Genomic DNA, 18,913 nt, shown 5'->3' on the forward strand with positions numbered 1-18,913 from the left:
CCTCCCACGCCACCACGAGGCCATGGTCCGCTGGGCCATGATCCGCACCACCACCCGCCGACTCGCCCCACAGAGGTAGTTCACAAACAGCCACTGAGAACGCCGACGGCCCGGTCCCCCGCGCGGGGACCGGGCCGTCGTGGTCGGCTCTACAGGTTCGGGAACCAGAGCTTGATCTCGCGCTCGGCGGACTCCGGCGAGTCGGAGCCGTGGACCAGGTTGAACTGGACCTCCAGGCCGAAGTCGCCGCGGATCGTGCCCGGGGTCGCCTTCTCCACCGGGTCGGTGCCGCCGGCGAGCTGCCGGAACGCCGCGATCGCCCGGGTGCCCTCGACCACCATGGCCACCAGCGGGCCGCCGGTGATGAACTCCACCAGGTCGTTGAAGAACGGCTTGCCGTCGTGCTCGGCGTAGTGCTGCTCGGCGGTCGCGCGGTCCACGGTGCGCAGTTCGAGGGCGGCCAGGCCGAGGCCCTTGCGCTCGATGCGGGAGATGACCTCGCCGACCAGGCCCCGGCTCACGCCGTCGGGCTTGACCAGGACCAGGGTGCGCTCGCTCACGGCCGTCGGTACTCCTTCGTACGAGTTCTTCCGTTGGGTGAAGGGTAGCCGGAGCTGTCATAGTGCCCGCCGTGAGCACCCGGAACGGCGAGGACTCCCACCTCGGCACCACCCTGACCGGCGCGGCCGTGTTGTTCGTCCTGCTTCGGTTGTTGGCGGTGTCCCATTACGACTGGCACACCACCTTCGCGTTGCTGCACACGCTCGACCTGGAGGACGCGCCCGGGTTGTTCCTCGGCACGTTCATGGCCGACCAGCGGATCAGCAGTGTGTTGCTGGTGCTGATGGTGCCGTTGAGCGTCTTCTACGCGGCGGCTACGCGGTCCAAGAGCGCGCCCTTGTTGGTCACCGTGCTCGTCGCGTTCCTGCTGGCGCACGTGTTGACCTACCACCACTGGTGGGTGCCCGTCGCGGCCGTCGTGGCGGCGGTGGGGCTCGGCGTGTTCGCTGTGCGGCGGCGGGGCGTTGAGCGGGGGCCTGAGCGGTTCGTGTTGCGGCGGATCGGGTGGATAGTCGGGGTGGTCGCGTTGGTGGTGGCGGCGGTGGTGGCTACGCCGTGGGTGCCCCGGGAGCGGATCGAGACAGGTGGGGGCGTGATCGAGGCCTATGTGGTGGAGACCAGCCCGGGGTTCCTGAAGGTGCTGCTCGCCGGGGATCGGGAGTTCCGGATCCTCCGGGACGACGAGGTGCGGTCGCGGGTGGAGTTGGCCGACCACTGAGTCACCAGGACTCGATCAGCGGGGCGTCGTGCGGGTGCCGCCGCCACCGCTCCGCCAGGCGGGCCAGGCGGGTCGGGGAGGCCATGCCGTGGATGGTGGCGACCTTGTCGTCGCGCACGTCCAGGACGGCCACGCCGACCACCCCGTCCGCCAGGGTGAAGACCAGGGCCGGGCTGCCGTTGACCACGGCCGCGTGGATGTCGAGGTGGCCGCCGACCAGCTTGTGCTTCGCCGGGGTCGGCTTCAGGGCCGCACGGATCACGGCGGCGATCCGGTCCGGGCGGCTCAAGTGGACCAGGTGCGGGCTCCGGCCCAGGAGCCCGTCGGACACCGCGGTCGCGTCGGTGGTCAGCAGGGCCACCAGGCGTTCGGTGTGACCGGAGGAGGCGGCGTCCAGGAAGGCCTTCGCGATGCGGCGGGCGGCGGTCCGGTCGACCTGCCCGACGGTGCGGCCGGCGGTCAGGTGGCGGCGCGCCCGGTGGGCGTGTTGTTGGCTCGCCGACTCGCTGATGTCCAGGATCTCGGCGATCTCCGCGTGCGGGTAGGAGAACGCCTCGCGCAGCACGTACACCGCCCGCTCCACCGGTGACAGGCGTTCCACGAGGGTCAGGACCGCCAGGGTCACCGACTCGCGCTGCTCGACCGTGTCCGCCGGGCCCAGCATCGGGTCGCCGTCCAGCAGCGGTTCGGGCATCCAGGCGCCGACCGCGCGCTCGTGCCGCGCCCGCGCCGACCGCAGGCGGTCCAGGGCCAGGTTGGTGACCACCTTGGTCAGCCACGCCTCGGGCACCTCGATGCGCTCCCGGTCGGCTGCCTGCCACCGCAGGAACGCGTCCTGCACCACGTCCTCGGCGTCGGCGGCCGACCCGAGCAGGCGGTACGCGAGCGAGGCCAGCCGATCCCGGCCGGCCTCGAAACGCGCCAAGGTCGCGGTGTCCACGAGCGCCACGTTAAGCGGGCACCACCCCGGCGGACCGGGCGGCCACCCGGTGCCGGCGGACCGGCATCCCGAAGGTCGGGTGGCTCACGCCGAGCGCGGCGCCGCGGAGGACGGCCGCCTTGACCCGCGCGGCCGTCCGACCGCACAGGGCGCCGGGCTTCGACCGCGCCTGGTCGTCGACCAACTGGAAGATCGCGTCGTCGCGGCCGAGGCTGATGTGGTTGCCGACGTAGGTCATCTTGCTCATGGCGATCCTGCGGCCGGTCAGGGCGCCGACGATCGCGGCCACCGCCTGCGACGCCGTGGGCCCGGCCGACGCGCAGGACATCGGCAGCGGCCGGCCGTTCTCGCCGATGGCGTGCACGCTGTCACCGGCCGCGTAGACGTGCGGGTGCGACACCGACCGCATCATGCGGTCCACTTTGATCCGGCCCTCTTCGGTGACCGCGAGACCGCTCTCGGCGGCCAGGGGGTGCACGGCGAAGCCCGCCGCCCAGACCGTGGCGTCGGCCGCGAAGGCGGCGTCGCCGGCGAACGCCCGCGTCTCCTCCACCCGGTCGATGGCCGTGTGCTCGTGGACGGTGATGCCGAGCCGGTCGAAGGCCGCCAACAGGTGGCGGCGCGCCTTCGGGCCCAGCCAGCCACCCAGTTCGCCGCTGGTGGCGAGGGTGACGGCCAGTCCGGGCCGGGCTTCGGCGATCTCGGTGGCGGCCTCGATCGCGGTCAGGTTGCCGCCGACGACCAGCACCGACCCGCTCCCGCCCAGCTCGTCCAGCCGCCGGCGCAGGCGCAGCGCCGCCGGTCGGGCGGCGACGTGGAAGGCGTGCTCGGCCACGCCCGGAACGCCGTGGTCGGCGGCGGTGCTGCCGAGCGCGTAGAGCAGGGTGTCGTGGTCGAGCCGGTCCACGCCGTCGTCGTCGGTCACGGTGACCACGCGGCGCTCGACGTCGATCCCGGTGACCCGGGCGATCCGCAGGCGGACGCCGGTGCCCGCGAACACCTCCGCCAGGTCGCGGCGGCGCAGGTCGTGGCCGGCGGCGAGCTGGTGCAGGCGCAGGCGTTCCACGAAGTCGGGTTCGGCGTTGACGACGGTGATCTCGACGTCGTCGGGGTGCAGGCGGCGGGCGAGCTGTCCGGCGGCGTAGGCCCCTGCGTACCCGGCGCCGAGGACGGTGATGCGGTGCGGCATGTCCGTGCTCCTGTCTCGTTCGACCGCACCTTGAACGGGACAGCTCCGCGATCCCTGACAGGGCTGGACCGTGACGTGGGTCACGGTCCAGCCCGGCCGGTCACCGGGTCAGCACCACCACGGACCGCGGCGGCACCGACAGGCCACCGTCGAACGTGGCCTTGTCACTGCTCAACGGGTGGTTGGCCCAGGTCCCCGGCACCGACACGGCTTTGGCCGTCGGGAACGGGTTGACCACCACCAGCACGCCGTTCAACGCCGGGTCCACGTCGGGGCCGACCGTGTCGTCCAGCAACGCCACGACCAGGCCCGGCTCGGCCGCCGGGAACGACAGCTTCTGCTGCACCAGCGCCGCGTCGTTGAGCGTGAACAGCGGCGAGGAGCGGCGGATGCGCAGCAGCTCCAGGGTGTTGTCCACGCCCTGCCGCATGTCGCCGGTCGAGGGCTTCAGGGCCCCGTTGGCCAACAGCGGCGCGGCGAACGGCCACTTGTCGCGGTTGTCCGCCGCCGGCGGCAGGCCCCGGCCGAACCCGTTGTCCCGCAACGACGGGTCGTACCGGTTGAACCAGTCGCCCGAGTCGTAGCTGTTGCGGTCCAACGACTTCGAGCGCAGGAACTCCGCGCCCGCGTGCAGGAACGGCTGTCCCTGGCCGAGCAGCACCGGGGCCAGCGCCACCTTCTGCATCCGCACCCGGTCCGCCATCGACGTCGTCACCGGCAGCTTGTAGGTCTGCGAGTCGAACAGCGTCTCGTTGTCGTGCGCGTCCACGTACGTGATGACGTCGGCGGGCGCGCCCGTGTACCCGGCCGGCGAGCCGTTGTAGGACACGTCCCGCCCGCTGACCACGCCGCCGGACGTGGACTCGAACCGGTAGGACGCCATGTTCCCGGCCATGCCCAGCTTCACCAGGTCGCTGTAGCCGGCCAGCCGCGCCGCCACGTCACCGTTGACCGGGGCGCCGTTGAGGTCGCCCGCCAAGCCCGACGCGAGACCCTGCACGCGCGGGTCGGCGTCGAACGGGCCGCCGCCGCGCACCGCGTCGCGCAACCGGTCGCTGAACGTGCCGATGCCCGTCCCCGCCAGGTTGGCCTGCGTGGCCTGCTCGAACCGGGCGTTCCCGGCGACCTCGCCGAAGTCCCAGCCCTCGCCGTAGACGCGGATCTTGCGCCCGTCCACGCCGTCCTTCTCCACGGTCAACGCGTCGAGCGCCGCCCGCACCGCCAGGATGTTCGCCTTGGGGTGGTGGCCCATCAGGTCGAACCGGAAGCCGTCCACCTTGTAGAGCCGCGCCCAGCGCACCACCGAGTCCACGACCAGCTTGCCCATCATGGCGTTCTCGGACGCGGTGTTCGCGCAGCACGTCGAGTTCGCCACGGTGCCGTCGGCGTTGAGCCGGTGGTAGTAGCCCGGCACGACCTTGTCCAGCACGGACGTCGGCGCGTCGCCGGAGGCCGCGGTGTGGTTGTAGACCACGTCCACGACGACCCGGTTGCCGTTGTCGTGCAACGACTTCACCATCTCGCGGTACTGCTTGGACCGCGCCCAGCCGGACTGGGCGTCGTCGGTGGCGTAGGACCCCTCGGGCACGTCGTAGTGGAACGGGTCGTAGCCCCAGTTGAAGCCGTCCTTCGCGGCCGTCGCCGCCACGCACTCCTGTTGCGCGGCCGAGTCGGCGGGCAGGGCGGCCAGGTCGCACGCCGGCTCCCGCCGGTCGGAGCGCTTCTCGGGGATGGTCGCGATGTCGAACGTCGGCAGCAGGTGCACGGTGTCCAGCCCGGCCTCGGCGAGCTGCCGCAGGTGCGTCATCCCGATCGAGTCGCGGTGGGTGAACGCCTTGTACGTGCCGCGCTCGGCCTCCGGCACCGACTGGTCGTTGATGGAGAAGTCCCGGACGTGCAGCTCGGTGATGCCGTGCTCGGTCGGGTCGTCCAGCCCGCGGGCCACGTCCTGCCGCCAGCCCTCGGGCATGGTGCGCGGGTCGGACAGGTCCGCGAACTGCGAGTGCGTCGAGCCGACCGCGAGCGCCACCGAGTACGGGTCCGTGACGACCACGGACTTACCGGCCACGGTCACCTCGAACTGGTAGTACCGGTCCTTCCACCGCCCGCTGCCCGACCACGAGCCCGACGCGTCGTCGCGCCGCAGGTCCAGCACCCGGGTCGGCTCACCGGTCGGCTGGTCGAACAGCCGCAGCTTCACCGAGGACGCCGTGGGCGCCCACAGCCGCACGGACACCTTGCCGCCGTCGAACACCGGCCCGTAGGCCAGCTTCGCCGCCGCGCCCGCGTACCGGTCGTCCAGCACGCCCGCGATCTGCACGCCGGTCCGGTGCCGCAGGCCACCGCCGGAATCGACGTGCACCGCGGACAGCCTGTCCCGCAACGCCTCGTCCACCCGGGCACCGTCGAGCACCTTGAACACCGGCTTGCCGCGCAGGTGCGGGAACCCCGCCGGGACCGCCTCGGCCGAGGGCGCGAGCCGCAGCACCTTGCCGCCGTACTCCAGCCGGTAGCCGTCGGACGCCACGACCGGCACGTCCCACACGACCAGGTCGCGGGACACCCAGATCGCCTTGGCCTTGGTCAGGTCGTCGTCCACGCCCGGACCGCCCGAGGGCGGCAGCACGTAGGACGCCTGCCCGTCCGGCCGCACCGAACCCGACACGAACCACACCTCGTGGCCGGTGCCGGACACGTCGAGGAACTGGTCCGGGCCGGGGTCCTTGGTGTCGCCGCGGTGGATGATGTTGCTCAGCCCCGCCGCGCCCGGCGCGAGCGGCACCGACCAGTACACGCCGAACCCGTCCGAGCCGTCCGGCACGCGCGACTGGTTCCACCCCGGGCTCGGCTCCAGCGACCCCGTCCAGTGGTACAGCGTCCAGTCCGCGTAGTCGCCCGCCGGCCGGTGGTAGTGGATCACCGCCCGGTTCTCCAGCGCGGCCCGCGTCGCGTAGACCTTCGGGTCGCCGGCCTTCGCCCAGGCGTGCCCGGTGTTGCGCCCGGACGCCTCGACGGTCCCGTTGCGCACCAACGAGAAGTCCACGGGACCGGTCGCCGGGATGCGCGCCACTCCCCCGCTGAACGGGACCTCCGTCGCGCCGGCCCGCGCCACGAGACCCGCGGTGTCGCCGCTGTAGTGCACGACCGCCTCACCGGTGGCCGCGACCTCGGTTCCGTGCACGGCCGCCTGACCCTGGCGCAACCACACCTGCGGCGACACGCTCGGGTCCACGAACCGGTCCGCGTCGGTGTCCTTCTCGTCGCCCCGGTGGGCGATGAAGCCGACGTTCTTCGCGCCCGGCTTGAGCTTCACCCACGCGAACCGGCCGTACGGGGTCTCGCCCGCGAACGGCAGCGGCTGCTGCCAGGTCGGCGCGTCCACGACATCGCCCCACACGTGCAGGCCCCAGCCGTCGTAGTCGCCCGCCGGGCGGTTGTAGTGCACGACCAGCCAGTCCGACGCGACCACGCCCGGCGGCTGCACCGGCGGCGCGGCGGCCAGGGTCAGGACCGCGCCGTCCGCGCCCAGCGCGCCGGCGTTGTCCTTGGCCACCACCCGGACCTCGACCTTCTTGCCCACGGCCGCGCCGGGCAGCGCCGCCAGGTCCGCGAACACCCGGTACGGGGCGGCGTCGTCGGTGCCCAGGACGGTCCAGTCCTGCCCCTCCACCCGGGCGGCGAACGTGGCCTGCGCGAACGCGGAGGTCACGCCGTCGGCCCGCAGCTCCACCCGGTCGTCCAGCACGGTGCCGGCGGTCGGGACCACCAGCGTCGGCGTCGGGGTGCGGGCGGCCAGCTTGCCGGAACCCTTCAGCACCACCGCGGACAGGGCGGGCACGGTGACCCGGACCTTGCCGTCCACGGCCGTGGTCGCGGCGCCGGAGGACGGCCACAGCGGCGCGAGCGCGGCGCTGCCGACCGGCACGTCCACGGTCGTCGCGGTGGTGCCCGCGTTGGCCACCACCAGGTGCTCGACCTGCGCCGCGCCGACCCGGCTGAACGCGATCACGTCACCGGAGGCGTACCGCAGCGTCTGGTTGCCCGTGCGCCACACCGGGTCGCTGTCCACGAACGCGGCCAGGTCCCGCAACTGCCGGTACAGCGGGTGGTCGGTGGCGAAGTTGTCCACCGCGCCGGTCCGGTCGCTGCCCACCAGGTCCTCGGTCGCGTACTCGGGCGTCTTGGAGGCGAACATGTCCTGGCGCGCCAGCTTGTCCCCGCCGGCGCCCGCGAAGCCCTGCTCGTCGCCGTAGTAGACGACCGGGTTGCCGCGCCACAGGTACATCAGCGCGTTGCCCAGTTCCAGCCGGTCCAGCAGCTCCGACTCGCCGATGCCCGACCGGTTCTGCCGGATCATCCAGCCGATGCGGCCCATGTCGTGGTTGCCCAGGAACGTCGGCAGCGAGGACGCGTTGGAGTCGGCGTCGGTGTACCGGTCGTCGTCCACCAGCACCTCGCCGAGGCGCTGGGCGCCGCGCCCGGACAGGAACGACGCCGCCCCGCTCTGGAACGGGAAGTCCAGCACCGCCTGCATCCGGCCGGTCGTGGAGTAGCGGGAGGTGAACGCCGGGTTGGCGTCGAACACCTCGCCGAACACGAAGAAGTCCTCCTTGCCGCGCGACTGCGCGTACCGCCGCACGTGCGGCGCGAGGGCCTGCCAGAACTCCATGTTGACGTGCTTGACGGTGTCCACGCGGTAGCCGTCGATGCCCAGCACGTCGATCCAGTTGGTGAAGATCCGCTTCATGCCCGCGACGACCTTGGGGTGCTCGGTCATCAGGTCGTCCAGGCCCGCGAAGTCGCCGTACTCGTTGGACTCGCCGCTGAACGTCGAGTTGCCGCGGTTGTGGTACAGCGACGGGTCGTTGAGCCAGTCCGGGGTCTTCCTGCCGCGCACCACCGGCGTGTAGGGGGCGGTGAGCTTCGGGAAGTCCTTCTGCCCGGCGATCTCGGCGATGTCGACCGGCCGGCCCTCGGGGTCCAGGTAGGGCACCGCGCCGGTGGAGACGTAGTCGTACTTGCCCTCGGCGTGGTCGATCAGGTCCGCGGTGTGGTTGGCGACGATGTCGAAGAACACCTTCATGCCGCGGCCGTGCGCGTCGCGGATCAGGCGGCGCATGTCGTTGGTGGTGCCGAAGTGCGGGTCGAGCTTGGTGAAGTCGGTGGTCCAGTAGCCGTGGTAGCCGGCGGAGGCGTCCGCGCCCTCGCCCTGCACCCAGCGGTTCTGGAACATCGGCGTCAGCCAGATGGCGGTGACGCCCATGCCGTCGAGGTAGTCGAGCTTGTCCCGCAGGCCCTTGAGGTCGCCGCCGTGGTAGAAGCCCTTGTCGGCCGGGTCGAACCCGGTCTTGAGGCGGTCGGGGTCGCTCGTGCCGCCGCGGTCGTTGCGCGGGTCGCCGTTGGCGAACCGGTCGGGCATGACGAAGTAGAACCGCTCGCCCGACAGGTCATCGCGGACCGCGTCGCGGGCCAACCTCCCGTCGCCGTCCCGGGCGCCGGGCGCGATGTCGTCCACGGAGCCGACGGCGAGGCGTTCGGCGGGTGCGGCGGTGGCCGTGACGGTGGGCGTGAGCAGCCCGCCTATCAGCAGGGCGACCAAGCCCAAGCGGCGGCGCATGGGCGACCTCCTTCTGTTCGGAGCCGCCTTCGGCGGCTCGCGGAGGTCGCCCGGGAGTCGGGTGTTCGCCCCTGAGGTCACGACGAATCGGGCAAGCCCGGTTGCCGTGACCTCAGGGGCGAACACCCGACGCGACCTCCTTGTCGCAAGAAATTGCAGCCCTCGCCCGGCGACAGGACCGGGCGAGGGCTCACAAAACCACGACAATCTTGGTCTTACAAGGGGCCAGACACCGCAAACTCTTGCAAGAACTTACCGGCGCTCGGGTTCCAGTGTCTTCGACCAGAGCGAAACGCCCTTGATGTCGCGCAGGAACACGGTCAGCTCGCCGTCCCGGTCCACCTCGACCTCGCCGAAGTGCTGGAAGCCGTCGAGCGGGGTCGTGTTGGCCGAAGGCGGCGCGTTGACGAACACCGCTTCGGGCCCGAACGTGGGGTCCAGCGCGTTCGGCCCGAACGCGCCCGCGTGCGCCGGCCCGGACACGAACTCCCAGAACGGGTCGAAGTCGCCGACGGCCGCGCGCTCGGGCGAGTAGTGGTGCGCGGCGGTGTAGTGGACGTCCGCCGTGAGCCACACGGTGTTGCGCACGCGGCGCTTCTTCAGCTCGCGCAGCACCCACGCCAACTCGTGCTCACGGCCGCCGGGCGCACCAGGCAGCCCGTTGGCGACGCCCTCGATGTCCACGCCGTCCGGCACGGTCAGGCCGATCGGCAGGTCGGCGGCGATGACCTTCCAGGTGGCGCGGGACCGGTCCAGCTCCCGCACGAGCCACCGGGCCTGCTGCTCGCCCAGCACGTGCCCCGCGCCGGTCTTGGGCGAGGTGTTGGGGTCCTTATACGAGCGCATGTCGAGGACGAAGACGTCCACGTGCCGGCCGAAGGAGAACTTCCGGTAGACCCGCCCGTCCACGGCCTGGCGCGGGTCGATCGGCTGCCACTCGTGGAACGCCCGGAACGCGCGGGCGGCCAGCACGTCGACGCGCTTCTCGGTGTACTGCGGGAGGGTCAGGATCTCGCCCGGGTACCAGTTGTTGACCACCTCGTGGTCGTCCCACTGCACGAACATGGGCACCCGGGCGGCGAACTCGCGGTACTTCGGGTCGAGCAGGTTGTAGGCGAACTGGCCGCGGTACTCGTCCAGGGTCTCCGCGACCTTGAGCTTCTCCGGGGTGACGACGTTGCGCCAGATCCGGCCGTCCGGCAGCGTCACGGACTCCTTGAGCGGGTTGTCCGCGTACACGGTGTCGCCGCTGTTGATGAAGAAGTCGGGCCGGCGGGCGGCCATCGCCGCGAAGATCGGCATGCCGCCGAGGTCGGGGTTGCTGCCCCAGCCCTGCCCGGCCACGTCGCCCGACCACACGAACCGGACCCCGTCGTCGCCCAGCGGAGCCGTCCGGAACGCGCCGACGACGGCCTCGCTGCGCGCCCGCCCGTCCAGGTCCTCGGCGATCACCCGGTAGTGCACCTCGCGGCCCGGCGGCAGGCCGCGCAGCCGGACCTTGCCCGTGCCGCCGGTCTCCGGGGTCAGCAGCGGGCCGCGCACGGTCCGCACGTGCCGGAAGTCGGCGTCCCGGGACACCTCCACCACCATCCGCGAAGGCCGGTCGGCCCGCGTCCACACCAGCCCGCCGTCGAACGTCACGTCCCCGGACTGGACGCCGTGCGTCAACACCGGCCGGCCGCTGTGCGCCAGCGCCACCCCGGGCACGAACACACCCGCCGCACCGATCGCCCCGGCGCGCAGCAGCGTCCGCCGGTTCACTCCACCTTCGCTCATGGCGGGTTTCTAACCGGCGGAGGCGAATGCGGGGTGAACACGACCCGGACACCCCCGGAACAGCCGGTCAGGTGGCTTTCGGCCGCATCTTGCGGGCCCGCGACTCCAGCTCGGCGATGATCGTCCGGGACAGCAGGTACCCGCCGCTCGCGTCGAACAGGAACCGCTCGGCGTCCTTGCGCCGGTCCCCCACCAGGTCGTGGGCGATGAACTCGGGGTCGAACGCCAGCCCTTCGGCGAACTCGCCCAACCGCTCCCGCATCCGGTCCTCCACCGCCGCGCGAGCCGCCTCCACCCGCTCCCACGCCAGCGCGACCGCCTTCGCCGCACCGGCCCGGTCCCGCGCGGAAGCCAACAACGGCCCCACCTCGGCGTGATCGGCCAGCTTGCGCTCCACCGCCGAGACGCTGTACCCGGGAGCCAGCAGCCGCAGCTCCGGGTCCCGCGCCAACCGCTCGGCCAGCTCCGCGACGCGCTCGTCGGGCCACAGGGCGATCCGGGCCAGTTCCTCCGCCGCCCGCCGCAACGCCTCCCGCCACGGCGCGACCGCGACCCACGTGTGCACCACGCCCTGGTGGGCGAACCCGACCCGGACCGACATCACCCGCCCGGCGTACCGCTCGGGCTCGTCCGCCAGCTCCTCGCCCACGCCGCCGTCGAGCACGCTCCACGGCCCGCCGGCCAGGTGCCCCGGCGTCACCACCTCGACGTCCCGGTACAGCAGCGTCGCCCCCACCCGCACGGCGACGGCGAAGAACTCGTCCACCCCCATGCGGTCGGCGGTCACGACGACCTGCGACCGGACGTCGGCGGGCAACGCCGGCAGGCAGGGCACCCGCCGCGCCGCCACCAGGGCGTTGACCCGGTCGGCCAACGCCCCGACGGTGTCGTCCCCGGGCGCGGTCACGGCTGTTGGCTGGGCAGCCGCCCCTCGGCCATCCGCTTGGCCACGTCCCGCCGCAACCACAGCAGGTACGCCCACACCAGGGTGAACAGGATGCCGATCACGCCCAACGCGGTCATCAGGAACAGCGAAGCGATCATCACCGCGTGCAGCGCGGCGATGATCCACACCGCCCACGGCCGCTTCAACAACCCGCAGGTCACGACGAACGCGACGATCAACCCGAGCACCAGGTACCCGGTCCCGGTGCCGACGCCGCCGCCGAGCTTGGCCACCACCGGCAGCGCCAGGGCGACGACGATGGCCTCCAGGACGAGCGTCCCGGCCATGATGCCCCGGAACGACTTCATCGGGTCCTTCTTGGGAGCCGGCGGAGTGGTCATGCCGGAGCCTTCCCGAACAGGGCGCGCGCCTCGCCGGCGGTGACCACCGACCCGGTCACGACCACGCCGCCACCGGACACCACGCCGCCGTCGTCGTCCTCCTCGGCCAGCCGCACGGCCTCCTCGATCGCGTCGACCAGGTGCGGCTGCACGACCATGCGGTCCTCGCCGAAGATCGGGATCGCCACGCCGGCCAGCAGGTCCGGGTCCATCGCGCGCGGCGAGGAGTTGGCGGTCAGCACGACCTCGTTCACGACCGGTTCCAGCTCGCTCAGGATGCCCACGGCGTCCTTGTCGTCCATCACGCCCACGACCGCGACCAGCTTGCGGAACCCGAACTCCTCGTCCAACGCGCGAGCCAGCGCCTTCGCGCCGTGCGGGTTGTGGGCGGCGTCCACGAGCACGGTCGGGGCCGAGCGCACCCGCTCCAACCGGCCGGGCGAGGCCACCGTGGCGAACGCCTCGCGCACGGCCTCGATGTCGAGCTGCCGGTCCGCGCCGGCGCCGAAGAACGCCTCCACCGCCGCCAGGGCGAGAGCCGCGTTCGCCGCCTGGTGGGCGCCGTGCAGCGGCAGGAAGACCTCGTCGTAGACGCCGCCCAGGCCCTGCAGGCGCAGCATCTGCCCGCCCACCGCGATGTCGCGCTGGAGGACGCCGAACTCCGAGCCCTGCCGGGCCACGGTCGCGTCCACCTCGGCCACCCGCCGCAGGAACACCCGCTCGACGGCCGGGTCCTGCTCGGCCAGCAGCGCCACCGCGCCGGGCTTGATGATCCCGGCCTTCTCCTCGGCGATGCCCTCCAGCGAGTCGCCCAGGTAGTCGGTGTGGTCCAGCCCGACCGGGCACAGCACGGCGATCTTGCCGTCGGCGATGTTCGTGGCGTCCCACCGGCCGCCCATGCCGACCTCGACGACCGCCGCGTCCACGGGGGCGTCCGCGAAGGCCGCGAACGCCATGCCGGTGAGCACCTCGAACTTGCTCATCGGCACCTCGGACCGGCTGTCCACGATCCCGATGTAGGGCTCGACGTCCCGGTAGACCTCGACGTAGCGCTCGGGGCTGATCGGCGCGTTGTCCACGTTGATCCGCTCGGTCACCAGCTGCAGGTGCGGGCTGGTGTACCGGCCGGTGCGCAGGCCGACGCGGGTCAGCAGCGCGTCGACCATGCGGGAGGTGGACGTCTTGCCGTTCGTGCCGCCGATGTGGATCACCGGGTAGGACGTCTGCGGGTCGCCGAGGATCTCCGCCAGCGCCTTGATCCGGTCCACGCTCGGGTCGAGCTTGGTCTCGGGCCAGCGCTGGTTGAGCTCCGCCTCGACCTGGCGCAGCTCCTCCAACGGGTCGGCGGCGGTCACGACTGCGGCAGCGTTTCGAGGCGGGCGTGGATGCGCTCGATCTCGGCGTTGGCCGCGGCCAACCGACCCTTGATCTTCTCGACGACCTCGGCGGGGGCCTTGTCGGTGAACGCGGGGTTGTCGAGCTTGCCCTCGCACTGGGCCCGCTCCTTCTCCGCCACCGCGAGGTCCTTGGCCAGGCGCTTGCGCTCGGCGGCCACGTCGATCGCGCCGGACAGGTCCAGCTCGACCTTGACCGTGCCCTTGGGCAGGCCGACGTCCAGTGAGACCGACACCTGGAACCGCTCGTCCGGCTCGGTCATGCGGGTCAGCGACCGCACCGCCGGCACCTGGTCGACCAGGTCCACGCAGCACGCGCCGCGCACCTTGCCGGCGACCTTCTGCGCGGGCTTGAGGCCCTGGTCGGAGCGGAACCGGCGGATCTCGGTGACCAGCTTCTTCAGGCCCTCGACGCGCTGCGCCGCGACCTCGTCCCGCTCGCCGCCGGTCGCCTTGGGCCACTCGGCGACGACGAGCGACTCGCCACCGGTGAGCGTGGTCCACAGGGTCTCGGTGATGAACGGCGTCAACGGGTGCAGCAGGCGCAGCAGCACGTCGAGCACGTGGCCCAGCACCAGTCGGGTGGACTCGGCGCGCTCGCCGCCCTCGGCGAGCTGGACCTTGGCCAGCTCCAGGTACCAGTCGCAGAACTCGTCCCACGTGAAGTGGTAGAGCGCCTCGGCCAGCTTGCCGAACTGGAACTGCTCGAACTGGCCGTCCACATCGGACACGAGCTGGTCGAGCAGGTCGAGCACCCAGCGGTCGGCGTCGGTCAGCGCGTCGCGCGCGGGCAGCGGCGCCTCGACGTTGGCCCCGTTGCCCAGCGCGAACCGGGTGGCGTTCCACAGCTTCGTGGTGAAGTTGCGCGACCCGGCCGCCCACTCCTCGGCGATCGCCAGGTCCGAGCCGGGGTTCGCGCCGCGCAGCAGCGTGAACCGGGTGGCGTCGGCGCCGTAGGCGTCCATCCAGTCCAGCGGGTCGATGCCGTTGCCGCGCGACTTCGACATCTTCTTGCCGTACTGGTCGCGGATCAGGCCGTGCAGGAAGACGTGGTCGAACGGCTGCTTGCCGTCCATCGCGTACAGGCCGAACATCATCATCCGGACGACCCAGAAGAACAGGATGTCGTAGCCGGTGGACAGCACGCTGGTCGGGTAGAACTTCGCCAGGTCGCTGGTCGGCGTCGGCCAGCCCAGCGTGGAGAACGGCCACAGGCCCGAGGAGAACCACGTGTCCAGCACGTCCTCGTCCTGGACCCAGCCCTCGCCCGGCGGCTCGTCGTCCGGCCCGACGCACATGACCTTGTCGTCGGGGCCGTACCAGACCGGGATGCGGTGGCCCCACCACAGCTGGCGCGAGATGCACCAGTCGTTGAGGTTGTCCACCCAGTCGAAGTAGCGCTTGGCCAGCTCCGGCGGGTGGATCGTGGTGCGGCCGTCGCGCACCGCCGCCGCGGCCTCGCGGGCCAGCGGCTCGACCTTGACCCACCACTGCATGGACAGGCGCGGCTCGATGACCGTGTCGCAGCGCGAGCAGTGGCCCACGGCGTGCGTGTACGGGCGCTTCTCGGCGACGATCCGGCCCTGCTCGCGCAGCGCGGCGACCACGGCGGGCCGCGCCTCGAACCGGTCCAGGCCCTCGAACGGGCCGTGCGCGGTGATGTTGCCCCGGCCGTCCATGATCGTCAGCGCGGGCAGGTCGTGGCGCTGGCCGATCTCGAAGTCGTTCGGGTCGTGCGCCGGGGTGACCTTGACCGCGCCGGTGCCGAACTTCGGGTCCACGTGCTCGTCGGCCACGATCGGCACGTACCGGCCGGTCAGCGGGACCTCGACCTCGGTGCCGATCAGGTGCCGGTAGCGCTCGTCCTCCGGGTGCACGGCCACCGCCGTGTCGCCCAGCATGGTCTCGGCGCGGGTGGTGGCGACGACGATCGAGTTCGCGCCCTCGCCGTAGCGGATCGAGACCAGCTCGCCGTCGTCGTCGGAGTGGTCCACCTCGATGTCGGACAACGCGGTCTGGCAGCGCGGGCACCAGTTGATGATGCGCTCGGCGCGGTAGATCAGGCCGTCGTCGAACAACTTCTTGAAGATCGTCTGGACGGCCCGGGACAGGCCCTCGTCCATGGTGAAGCGGACGCGGTCCCAGTCGACGCCGTCGCCGAGGCGGCGCATCTGGCCGAGGATCTTCCCGCCGACCTCCTCGCGCCACTGCCAGACCCGCTCCACGAACTTCTCGCGGCCCAGGTCGTGCCGGGACAGGCCCTCGCCGGCCAGGGCGCGCTCGACCGCGGTCTGGGTCGCGATGCCCGCGTGGTCGGTGCCGGGCAGCCACAGGACCTCGAAGCCCTGCATGCGGCGGCGGCGGGTGAGGGCGTCCATGACGCTGTGGTTGAGGGCGTGGCCCATGTGCAGGCTGCCGTTGACGTTGGGCGGCGGCAGCACGATGGTGAACGGCGGCTTGTCGCTGGTCGCGTCGGCCGTGAAGTAACCGCGCTCGACCCACCGCTCGTACAGGCCGGCCTCTACCTCGGCCGGGTTCCAGGCCGGCGGGAGTTCGGGTCGCTGCGGGGTGGTGGGCGTTTCAGTCACGAGCGAAGTCTACGGAGGCGCGGGTATCGACTTCTAACCAGATACCTGCTACCGCCCGGACCGGGCGGGTGAGGTGCGGCGGTCCGGGCCCCGGTCGCGTCGGTGAGCCCCGAACGGCCGTTCGAGGGGACGCCGGCGGCGGGCCGGGCCGACGGCGCGGCCGGGATCGTCGCCCCGGAGGCGCGGCCGGTCGGCCCGTTCCCGGTCGAGCAGGTCGCCGACGCCTACGCGCGGGTCCGGTAGGCCGTCGTCGCGGCGCGGCTGGACCGCCGGCCGACCAGCGACGGCCGCGGGCCCCGGGGGTCACCCGTTCGGCCGATGCCGACGCCTGTGGCGCCGCTCACAATTGACGTTGATCAACCGGTCGCCGCCGGGGACGACGCCGGATTCACGGGCCGTTCTCAACCCCTTGGGGCCCGTGACAGCGGTCCCGCGTCGCCCGGCCGCGCCGGTCGGTCGCGGTAGGCGCTGGTGCGCTCGCGCGGGGCGCGCCAGCGCTCGCGCCGGCCACGCGCGTCCCGGCCCCCGGTGGGCGCACAATGGCCCGCATGAGCAAGCCTCCCCAGCACGACGTCGACGAGTCCCGCATCGAGGTCACCGGGCCCAAGACCTGGGCCGCGGGGCTGCCCGGCGTCGCCGTGTCGCTCAAGCGCGGCGTCGAGCAGATGGGCCTCGGGCGGACGGTCACCACGCTGCGGCTGCTCAACCAGCGCGAGGGGTTCGACTGCCCGGGGTGCGCCTGGCCCGAGCCGCAGGGGCACCGCAAGCTCGCCGAGTTCTGCGAGAACGGGGCCAAGGCGGTGGCCGAGGAGGCCACGCGGCGGCGGGTCGGGCCGGAGTTCTTCGCCGCGCACCCGGTGGCGGAGCTGGCCGGGAAGACCGACTTCTGGCTGGGGCAGCAGGGGCGGCTGACCGAACCCGTCGTGTTGCGCGCGGGCGGCACCCACTACGAGCCGATCTCGTGGGCCGACGCGTTCGCGCTGGTCGCCTCCCGGCTCAACGGGCTGGCCGATCCGGACGAAGCCGTCTTCTACACCTCCGGGCGCACCAGCAACGAGGCCGCGTTCCTCTACCAGCTGTTCGTGCGGTCCTTCGGCACCAACAACCTGCCGGACTGCTCGAACATGTGCCACGAGTCCTCCGGCGCGGCGCTGGCGGAGACCACGGGCATCGGCAAGGGCTCGGTGAGCATCGACGACTTCGCCCGCGCCGACCTGATCGTGGTGGTGGGCCAGAACCCGGGCACCAACCACCCGCGGATGCTGTCCGCGCTGGAGGACGCCAAGAAGGCGGGCGCGAAGGTCGTCGCGGTCAACCCGCTGCCCGAGGCCGGGCTGCTGCGGTTCAAGAACCCGCAGAACGTGCGCGGGGTGGTCGGCGCGGGGACCCGGTTGGCCGACGAGTTCCTCCAGATCCGGCTGGGCGGCGACCAGGCGCTGTTCCAGGCGGTGGGCAACCTGCTGCTGAACTGGGACGCGGTGGACCGCGAGTTCGTGGAGGGCTTCACCGACGGGTTCGCCGAGTACGCGGCGCACGTGCGGGAGCTGGACTGGGACGCCGTGGACCTGGCCACCGGGTTGCCGCGCGCGCAGGTCGAGCTGCTGGCGCGGGTGCTGGCCGACTCGCAGCGCACGATCTTCTGCTGGGCCATGGGGTTGACCCAGCACAAGCACGCCGTGGCGACGATCAAGGAGATCGCCAACGTCGCCCTGCTGCGCGGGATGATCGGCAAGCCCGGCGCGGGGCTGTGCCCGGTGCGCGGCCACTCGAACGTCCAGGGCGACCGGACGATGGGCATCTGGGAGAAGATGCCGGAGAAGTTCCTGGCCGCGCTGGAGGCGGAGTTCGGCGTGCCGGTGCCGCGCGAGCACGGGTTCGACACGGTCGACTCGATCCGCGCCATGCGCGACGGCCGGGCCAAGGTGTTCTTCGCGGTGGGCGGCAACTTCGTCGCGGCCACGCCGGACACGGAGGTGACCGAGCGCGCGATGCGGTCGTGCGACCTGACGGTCCACGTGTCCACCAAGCTGAACCGGTCGCACGTCGTGCACGGGCGGGAGGCGTTGATCCTGCCGACGTTGGGGCGCACGGAGAGCGACCTCCAGCACACCGGCGAGCAGTTCGTGACGGTCGAGGACTCGATGTCGGTGGTGCACCGGTCGCGCGGGCGGCTGGAGCCGGCGTCGGAGTCCCTGCTGTCCGAGGTGTCGATCGTGTGCCGGTTGGCGCGGGCGGTGCTGGGCGCGGAGCACCCGGTGCCGTGGGAGGAGTTCGAGAAGGACTACGACCTGATCCGGGACCGGATCGCCCGCGTGGTGCCGGGGTGCGCGGACTACAACGCGCGGGTGCGGCAGCCGGACGGGTTCGTGCTGCCCCACGCGCCCCGCGACGCCCGCGAGTTCACCGGGACCCGGAGCGGGAAGGCGCACTTCACGGCCAGCGAGCTGACGGTGCTGCGGGTGCCGGCCGGGCGGTTGCTGCTGCAGACCATGCGCAGCCACGACCAGTACAACACCACCATCTACGGCCTGGACGACCGCTACCGAGGGGTCAAGGACGGGCGCCGGGTGGTGTTCGTCAGCCCCGCCGACCTGGACGAGCTGGCGCTGGCCGACGGGGACTTCGTGGACCTGGTCAGCGAGTGGCCGGAGGACCCCACGGGCGTCTTCGAGCGGCGTGCCGAGCGGTTCCGGGTGGTGGCCTACCCGACGGCCAAGGGGTGCGCGGCGGCGTACTTCCCCGAAGCGAACCCGTTGGTGCCGTTGGACTCGACCGCGGAGAAGTCGGGGACGCCGACGTCCAAGTCGATCGTGGTGCGGTTGGAGAAGTTGTAGCGTTCGGCG

General features: G+C 72.2%; 12 protein-coding genes. 3 read left to right on the top strand and 9 right to left on the bottom strand.

From position 1 onward, the window contains the following. Window positions 1-149 precede the first annotated feature (149 nt). On the bottom strand, window positions 150-560 hold the full coding sequence (gene ndk, locus AB0A74_RS25535; protein ID WP_343936003.1) for a nucleoside-diphosphate kinase: 411 nt from the start codon (window positions 558-560) through the stop codon (window positions 150-152). A gap of 71 nt (window positions 561-631) precedes the next feature. Between ndk and AB0A74_RS25540 the strand changes: the two genes are divergently transcribed. After that, window positions 632-1,279, top strand: coding sequence for a hypothetical protein (locus tag AB0A74_RS25540; protein ID WP_358253180.1), 648 nt, complete (start codon window positions 632-634; stop codon window positions 1,277-1,279). Between the two features lies 1 nt (window position 1,280). Here AB0A74_RS25540 and AB0A74_RS25545 read toward each other — a convergent pair whose 3' ends face one another. The 8 genes from AB0A74_RS25545 to AB0A74_RS25580 form a co-directional block, all read right to left on the bottom strand. Next, the gene (locus AB0A74_RS25545; protein WP_358253182.1) at window positions 1,281-2,219 is read right to left on the bottom strand and encodes a sigma-70 family RNA polymerase sigma factor; all 939 of its coding nucleotides are present in this window, start codon (window positions 2,217-2,219) and stop codon (window positions 1,281-1,283) included. A 10-nt stretch (window positions 2,220-2,229) separates the two neighbouring features. Then, window positions 2,230-3,408, bottom strand: coding sequence for an FAD-dependent oxidoreductase (locus AB0A74_RS25550; protein ID WP_358253184.1), 1,179 nt, complete (start codon window positions 3,406-3,408; stop codon window positions 2,230-2,232). A 100-nt stretch (window positions 3,409-3,508) separates the two neighbouring features. Next, window positions 3,509-9,025 carry a pullulanase-type alpha-1,6-glucosidase gene (pulA, locus tag AB0A74_RS25555; RefSeq protein WP_358253185.1) on the bottom strand — a complete coding sequence of 1,839 codons (5,517 nt, stop codon included), beginning with the start codon at window positions 9,023-9,025 and terminating at the stop codon, window positions 3,509-3,511. Window positions 9,026-9,277: 252 nt separating this feature from the next. Then, window positions 9,278-10,801, bottom strand: a complete 1,524-nt coding sequence (locus AB0A74_RS25560; protein ID WP_358253187.1) for an alkaline phosphatase D family protein — start codon at window positions 10,799-10,801, stop codon at window positions 9,278-9,280. Window positions 10,802-10,868: 67 nt separating this feature from the next. Then, the gene (locus AB0A74_RS25565; RefSeq protein WP_358253188.1) at window positions 10,869-11,708 is read right to left on the bottom strand and encodes a hypothetical protein; all 840 of its coding nucleotides are present in this window, start codon (window positions 11,706-11,708) and stop codon (window positions 10,869-10,871) included. After that, window positions 11,705-12,088, bottom strand: a complete 384-nt coding sequence (locus tag AB0A74_RS25570; protein ID WP_358253190.1) for a DUF4233 domain-containing protein — start codon at window positions 12,086-12,088, stop codon at window positions 11,705-11,707. Before AB0A74_RS25570 ends, AB0A74_RS25565 begins: the two co-directional genes overlap by 4 nt. Continuing rightward, complete coding sequence (locus tag AB0A74_RS25575) at window positions 12,085-13,443, bottom strand: folylpolyglutamate synthase/dihydrofolate synthase family protein (RefSeq protein ID WP_358253192.1); 1,359 nt, start codon at window positions 13,441-13,443, stop codon at window positions 12,085-12,087. Before AB0A74_RS25575 ends, AB0A74_RS25570 begins: the two co-directional genes overlap by 4 nt. Beyond that, window positions 13,440-16,070, bottom strand: coding sequence for a valine--tRNA ligase (locus tag AB0A74_RS25580; RefSeq protein ID WP_358253194.1), 2,631 nt, complete (start codon window positions 16,068-16,070; stop codon window positions 13,440-13,442). Before AB0A74_RS25580 ends, AB0A74_RS25575 begins: the two co-directional genes overlap by 4 nt. Before the next feature lie 102 nt (window positions 16,071-16,172). Here AB0A74_RS25580 and AB0A74_RS25585 point away from each other — a divergent pair, with 102 nt between their 5' ends. Both AB0A74_RS25585 and AB0A74_RS25590 read left to right on the top strand, forming a co-directional pair. Then, complete coding sequence (locus AB0A74_RS25585) at window positions 16,173-16,313, top strand: hypothetical protein (protein ID WP_358253196.1); 141 nt, start codon at window positions 16,173-16,175, stop codon at window positions 16,311-16,313. Between the two features lie 296 nt (window positions 16,314-16,609). Further along, complete coding sequence (locus tag AB0A74_RS25590) at window positions 16,610-18,904, top strand: FdhF/YdeP family oxidoreductase (protein WP_358253198.1); 2,295 nt, start codon at window positions 16,610-16,612, stop codon at window positions 18,902-18,904. Window positions 18,905-18,913: the final 9 nt, after the last annotated feature.

The organism is Saccharothrix sp. NPDC042600 (assembly GCF_040647305.1).
Classification (GTDB): Bacteria; Actinomycetota; Actinomycetes; order Mycobacteriales; family Pseudonocardiaceae; genus Actinosynnema; species Actinosynnema mutabilis.